The sequence below is a fragment of the Frankia sp. AgKG'84/4 genome, assembly GCF_023242965.2.
Taxonomy (GTDB): domain Bacteria; phylum Actinomycetota; class Actinomycetes; order Frankiales; family Frankiaceae; genus Frankia.
This window is the reverse complement of record NZ_JALKFU020000325.1, coordinates 1-5,892: the sequence shown is the minus strand read 5'-3', so window position 1 is coordinate 5,892 and position 5,892 is coordinate 1. Positions and strand designations below refer to the sequence as shown.

Below are 5,892 nucleotides of genomic sequence, written 5' to 3'. Positions count from 1 at the left end.
GCTGACCGGCACGTTGCACGCGCACTGGAACGCCGCGTTCGCCGGCCTGCGCCCGGCCGCCACCCTGGCCCGCAACGTCGTCGTCGCCGACCTGCGCGCCACCGTGAACGCGCTCGGCGCGGACCCCGCCGACCTGCGCAAACCCGAGCTGGTCGCGCTGCTCACCGAGCGGCTGTCCGAGCCGGCGCGGGTCGCGGCGATCATCGCCGAACTCCCGCGCCCGGCCCGCGAATTTCTGCGTGACCTCCGCGACCTCGCCAGCGGTCAGTTCATCCGTCCCTTCTTCGGCGGCCCCGCCGAACGGCGGGCCGAGGCGGCCGCCAGGCAGGCGTTGGTCAGAAGCGGCCTGCTGCTGCTCGTCAACAACCGTGCGGAGCTGCCCCGCGAGGTCGCCACGGCGGCGTGGATCAGCGAGGACGGCCTCGGCCTGTCCGGGCCACCCGACGCGCCCCGGCCGAGCGCCGCGCCCGCGGTGGTCGCCTCCGCCGCCCAGGCCGGCGCGGCCGAGGCCCTGCGGGCGGTGACGGCACTGGTCGACGAGGCGGCGGCCGTCCCGCTGGCCGCCCTCAAGAACGGCGGCATCGGCGTCCGGGAGCGCCAGCGGCTGACGAAACGACTGTCGTTGCCCCTCGACGACCTGCCGCTGTGGATCGACCTGGCCGCCACCGCCGGTCTCCTGACGCGCACCGACGGCGGTTACGGTCCTGGACCGCGGTTCGCGCCCTGGCGGGACGAGCCGGCGCGTCGCCAGTGGGCCGCGCTCGCGCTGGCCTGGTACCAGCTCGGTCACGCCCCGTCCGCCCGGGACAGCGAGCCCGACGAGGACCGCGAGACGCCCCCGCCGCTGCCGATCGACTCCGAGGCGGGGATCATCCGCCGTGCCCTGCTACGCGCCGCGACCGGCGGCCGATCCGCGCGCCTGGCGGGCACGTACATCGACTGGTACGCCCCGCTGCACGGCTATGCGCCCGCCGCTCGCGACGCCATCGTCGCCGCGACCATCCGCGAGGCCGAACTGCTCGGCGTGGTCGCCGTCGACGTGCTCACCGGCCTCGGCGAAGCGCTGCTCGCGGAGGCCGCCAACGTCGCCGACCTGGCCGTCGTCTCCCTGGAGATGGCGCTCGGCGTCAGTGCGACCACCCTGGCCGAGGAGATCGCCGCCGCGGCCGAGCGCCTCGGCGACCGCTGCGAGCCGCTGCTCCCGACCGCCCCGACGAGCCTGATCCTCCAGTCCGACCTGACCGCCCTGGTGTCCGGTCAGCCGACCGCGGCGATGTCCCGCCTGCTGCGCGCCGCCGCCGTCCCCGAGTCGCGCGGCGCGGCCGCGGTCTGGCGGTTCACCTCCGTGAGCGTCCGCACCGCCATGGACGCCGGCTGGTCCGCCGACGACCTGCTCGCCGACCTACGCGCCGCAGCCCATCGGCCCCTGCCGCAGGCCTTGGAATACCTGATCGCGGACGTCGCCCGCCGCCACGGCCACGTCCGCGTACGTGGCCTACGCAGCGCCGTCCTCGGTGACGAACCGACCCTCACCGAGGTGCTGCACACCCGCATCCTCGCAAAACTGCACCTCGCCCGCCTCGCCCCGACCGTCCTGTCCAGCCCCGAGGAACCGCCGACCGTCCTCGCGGAACTGCGCCGCGCCGGCTTCTATCCCATGCCCGAGGACGCCACCGGCACGATCATCCTCCCCGCGAAGGACAACACCCTCGGCCCGCCCGCCGCCGGAGCGACGGGGAAAGCGTCGAGAGGTCAGAAGACTGGTGGGGACGCCGCCGCCGCGGTGCCTTCGCGCCGCGTGACGCCGGCGGCGTTGATCGCCCACCTGCGCACCGCCGAGCTGGCAGGAATCCCGGAGCTCAGCCCGCGCGCGTCCGATCTCAGCAGATTGAACGACCGCCTCGCCGAAGCCGAACTCACCCTCCTGGCCGAGGCCATCGACAGCCACACCGACATCGTCATCACCTACCGCGACAAAAACGGCAGCCGCACCATCCGCCGCGTCCAACCCGGCACCATGTACGGCCGCTGGCTCGTCGCCTACTGCCATCTCCGCAACGACGACCGAGAATTCACCATAGCCAACATCGAAACCGTCGCCCCGGCCCACTGAACCAGGCCTGAGGCAACCGAAGGCGCCCCAGCCGCGATCCTCCCAAGGGATGATCAGCGGCCGAAGGGAAAAGTGACCGGCCAGCCGCGACCCGGCGAGCCGATCGCTCGGCGGGACGGGCCGGCGTGGCCTGGGGGCGGGCTGGCCCTCTGTAGCCTGCGGGCATGGCTACCGAGACCCTGGCGTCCGATCCCGCGCTTGAGCTTGCCGAATGGGATCTTGAGCAGCTCCTCGACGGCGAGGGCGAGGCGCGCCTCGACGCGCAGCTCGCCGAGGCGGCGGCGCGGGCGGAGGCGTTCGCTGGGCGATACGCCGGGAAGGTCGCCGGCCTTGATGGTCCGGGGCTGGTCGCGGCGATGGCCGAGCTGGCGGCGATCTACGAGGTGACCGGGAAGGTCGGCGGCTACGCGTCGCTGCGTTTCTCCACCGACACCGCCGACCCGGCACGCGGCGCGTTGCTGCAGAAGGTGCGGGAGCACAGCACGGCGATCCAGACGCAGCTGTTGTTCTTCGGCCTGGAATGGGCGGCGCTCGACGACGACACCGCCGAGCGGCTGCTCGCCGCCGACGGTCTGGACCAGGCACGTCATTACCTTCGGATGGAACGCCGCTACCGGCCGCATCTGCTCAGCGAGCCCGAGGAGAAGCTGCTGACCGAGAAGTCCGTGACCGGACGGTCGGCGTGGAGCCGGTTGTTCTCCGAGCAGGTCTCGGCGATCCAGGTCGACGGCCAGCCGCTTGAGGTGGCGCTGAGCCGGCTCGCCGCCGGCGACCGGGACGTGCGCCGGAGCACCGCCGAGGCGGTCACCGAGGCGCTCGCGCCGGGCCTGCGCACCCGGGCGTACATCTTCAACACGCTCATCCACGACAAGGCCGTCAACGACCGGCTCCGCGGCTATCCCACCTGGCTGTCCAGCCGCAATCTGGCCAACGAGGTGTCCGACGAGTCGGTGCAGGCGCTGATCTCCGCGGTGCGCGGCCGGTACGACATTCCGCAGCGCTGGTACCGGCTCAAGGCGCAGATCCTCGGCCTGCCGAAGCTCGCCGACTACGACCGGATGGCGGCCGTCACGACCGCCGACGAGCATTACGGCTGGGAACAGTCGCGGGAGCTGGTGCTGAGTTCCTTCGGCGGCTTCTCGCCCGAGATGGAACGGGTTGCCCGCCGGTTCTTCGACGACCGGCGGATCGACGCTCCGGTGCGGCCCGGAAAGCGCGGCGGGGCCTTCGCGAGTTCGGTCGTGCCGTCGGTGCATCCGTACGTCATGCTGAACTTCACGTCCCGACGCCGCGATGTGCTGACCCTCGCGCACGAGCTGGGCCACGGCATTCATTTCGTTCTCGCGGCGAAGCAGGGAATCCTCCAGCAGAACACGCCGCTGACCGTCGCCGAGACGGCGTCCGTGTTCGGCGAGACGATTGTCTTCAACCGGCTGCTCGCGGAGACGACCGATCCCGAGTCACGCCTCGCGCTGCTGGCGGAATCGATCGAGGGCGCGATCGCCACCGTGTTCCGGCAGACCGCGATGAACCAGTTCGAACAGACCGTGCATGTCGCCCGCCGCACCGAGGGCGAGCTGTCGGTCGAGCGGATCAACGAGGCGTGGGCGGCCAGCCAGACCGAGCTGCTCGGCGACTCCGTCGAGCTGACCGAGGGCTACCGCACCTGGTGGAGCTACGTCCCGCACTTCATCGGCACGCCCGGCTACGTCTACGCCTACGCCTACGGCCAGCTCCTGGCCCTGTCGGTGTACCAGCGTTACATCGATGACGGCCCGTCGTTCGTACCCTCGTACCTGGCGATGCTCGGCGCCGGCGGCTCCCGCCTCCCCGAGGACCTCGGCCGAATCGTCGGCATCGACCTCACCGACCCCGGTTTCTGGTCGGCTGGTCTCGACCTGGTCGAGACGCAGCTCCAGGCCGCCGAAGCGGCCGCCGGCGAGGCCGGACGGATCGGTTAGGGCGAGCCGGCCGCCTCGCGCGGCTGTCCGGTCGGGTCGCGCGGCTGTCCGGCGGGGCCGCGCGGCTGTCCGGCGGGGTCGGTTCCACCGCCGGACGGGCCCCAGCCGGCCGGGCAGGGCAACGCCCCGTTCGCTCGTCTCGACAGGCGGGAGAACGGGGCGTACCTGCCTCCGCACGGTGGTGCGCGGCCGGTGTCAGAAGATCAGAGAAGGGCCGTCCCGTCCTCCTCGTCGACCGCCGCGTCCACGGTCTGCGGGGGAACTCCGGCGCCGGCCTCGGCAACCGCCTCGCTGTCCCGCTGGCCACGGGCCAACCAGCCATCCCGCCAGCCCCGCTCGTAACCGGGCTGTTCCGGCGCGAAGGAGGATGGGGTGAGCTCCGAACCCGGGCTCGTCACGGTCAGCGCGTCCCCTTCGGTCGCCGCCGTGACTGATCCCTCGGGCTCCTGGTAATCCGTCTGGAGGCCCGTGCCGGCCGGAAAGTCGGTGGCCGCGCATGTCGGCAGGACCGCTGCGGCGGACGTCGTCGGGGCGAGAGTGCCGCCAGCGCCGTTGATGGTGGTACCGCTGTTGTTGACGGTGTTTCCGGTGCCGCCGACCGTGGTTCCACCTGCGGTGTTTCCGCCGAATCCGACGGTGGTGCCGCCAGCGGTGTTTCCGGTGCCGCCGACGATCCCGGTACCGCCGATGGTCGGACCACCGATGCCGATCGTGACACTACCGATGATCACATCGTCGAAGCGGCGGTCCTTGTCGCCGAACCAGTCGTCGTCCTTGTCGTCGTTCTGGAACAGCTCGGCCAGACTGTCGGACTCGTCACTCTCCGCCGCGAGCGACAGGGCAGGTTCTCCCCAGGTGCACGGCGAGACGAACGACGGGCGCCAGGTCGTCGCCGCGGGATCGTACCGATAACTCAACTCAAAACAGGTCGTCGGACCATCGGAGGCAGCCACGCTCGGGTCTTCCGGATATTGAAGTCCGAGATTGATCGGGACCGTTCCACCAGGCCGGTAGCAGACAGGTACAGTGGCGGAAACGAGGCTCTTCTGGCCAGCGGACTGGTTTGCGCCAACCGCGTCCGTATCAGGTGTTGCGGCTGACGCGGGCGAGGCCAGCAGGATGGCGAAGGCGGAAAGTCCACCCGTAAGCAGAAGTCCGGTCGAACATCTTCTGATATCCATATGGCTCCTTGTGTACGCGGAGGTTCTGCAGACCAACTCCGCGAGATCGTAGCCAGCAGCAGAGCCCGCGAGGCCGTTCTGCCGTTCCGCGTGTCAATCCTCGACGGCAGATGGAGGAGTTCCGGGGAAGAGCGGGCAGGCACTCCTCCCGCCATCTGGACTCGGGCGGGAAAGGAGCCAGATTCCCGCGGCGACACCAAGACGGAGATAGCCGACGACACACCTGATGACGGCCCTCGTCCCGGTACGGCACATGAAAGTCCATGTGGCCGCGCCCGAGAGGAGGGCCGCCGCTTCCGAACCTGCCGGAGATTACCCAGCCGAATTAACCGATCGACGTGCCACCGGCGGTGTTACCGCCACCGCCACCGCCTCCGCCTCCGACCGTGGTCCCACCAGCGGTGTTACCACCACCGCCACCACCACCGACCGTCGTACCACCAGCGGTGTTACCACCACCGCCACCGCCGCCGACCGTCGTACCACCAGCGGTGTTCCCACCACCGCCACCGACCGTGGTGCCGCCAGCAGTGTTCCCGCCGCCACCACCACCACCGACAGTCGTACCACCAGCGGTGTTACCACCACCGCCACCGCCGCCGACCGTCGTACCACCAGCGGTGTTCCCACCACCGCC

Annotated in this window: 4 protein-coding genes; 2 read left to right on the top strand and 2 right to left on the bottom strand. The window is 71.0% G+C overall.

The window, feature by feature from the left end; all coding sequences use genetic code 11:
- Both MXD58_RS18125 and MXD58_RS18120 read left to right on the top strand, forming a co-directional pair.
- A partial coding sequence (locus MXD58_RS18125) for a helicase-associated domain-containing protein (protein ID WP_250609619.1) occupies positions 1–2,113 on the top strand: 2,113 nt, incomplete at its 5' end.
- A gap of 164 nt (positions 2,114–2,277) precedes the next feature.
- Positions 2,278–4,074 (top strand): M3 family oligoendopeptidase, encoded by a 1,797-nt coding sequence (locus tag MXD58_RS18120; RefSeq protein ID WP_248839779.1) that lies wholly within the window; start codon positions 2,278–2,280, stop codon positions 4,072–4,074.
- 203 nt (positions 4,075–4,277) lie between these two features.
- On the opposite strand, the gene MXD58_RS18115 is transcribed toward MXD58_RS18120, so the two are convergent.
- Both MXD58_RS18115 and MXD58_RS18110 read right to left on the bottom strand, forming a co-directional pair.
- On the bottom strand, positions 4,278–5,291 hold the full coding sequence (locus MXD58_RS18115) for a hypothetical protein (protein ID WP_248839778.1): 1,014 nt from the start codon (positions 5,289–5,291) through the stop codon (positions 4,278–4,280).
- 276 nt (positions 5,292–5,567) lie between these two features.
- Positions 5,568–5,892, bottom strand: a 325-nt coding sequence (locus MXD58_RS18110; RefSeq protein ID WP_250609618.1) for a hypothetical protein, incomplete at its 5' end; no start/stop codon positions are given.

Coding starts and splice junctions, on each gene's coding strand:
- MXD58_RS18120 (WP_248839779.1), top strand. CDS start 2,278: ATGGCTACCGAGACCCTGGCGTCCGATCCCGCGCTTGAGCTTGCCGAA.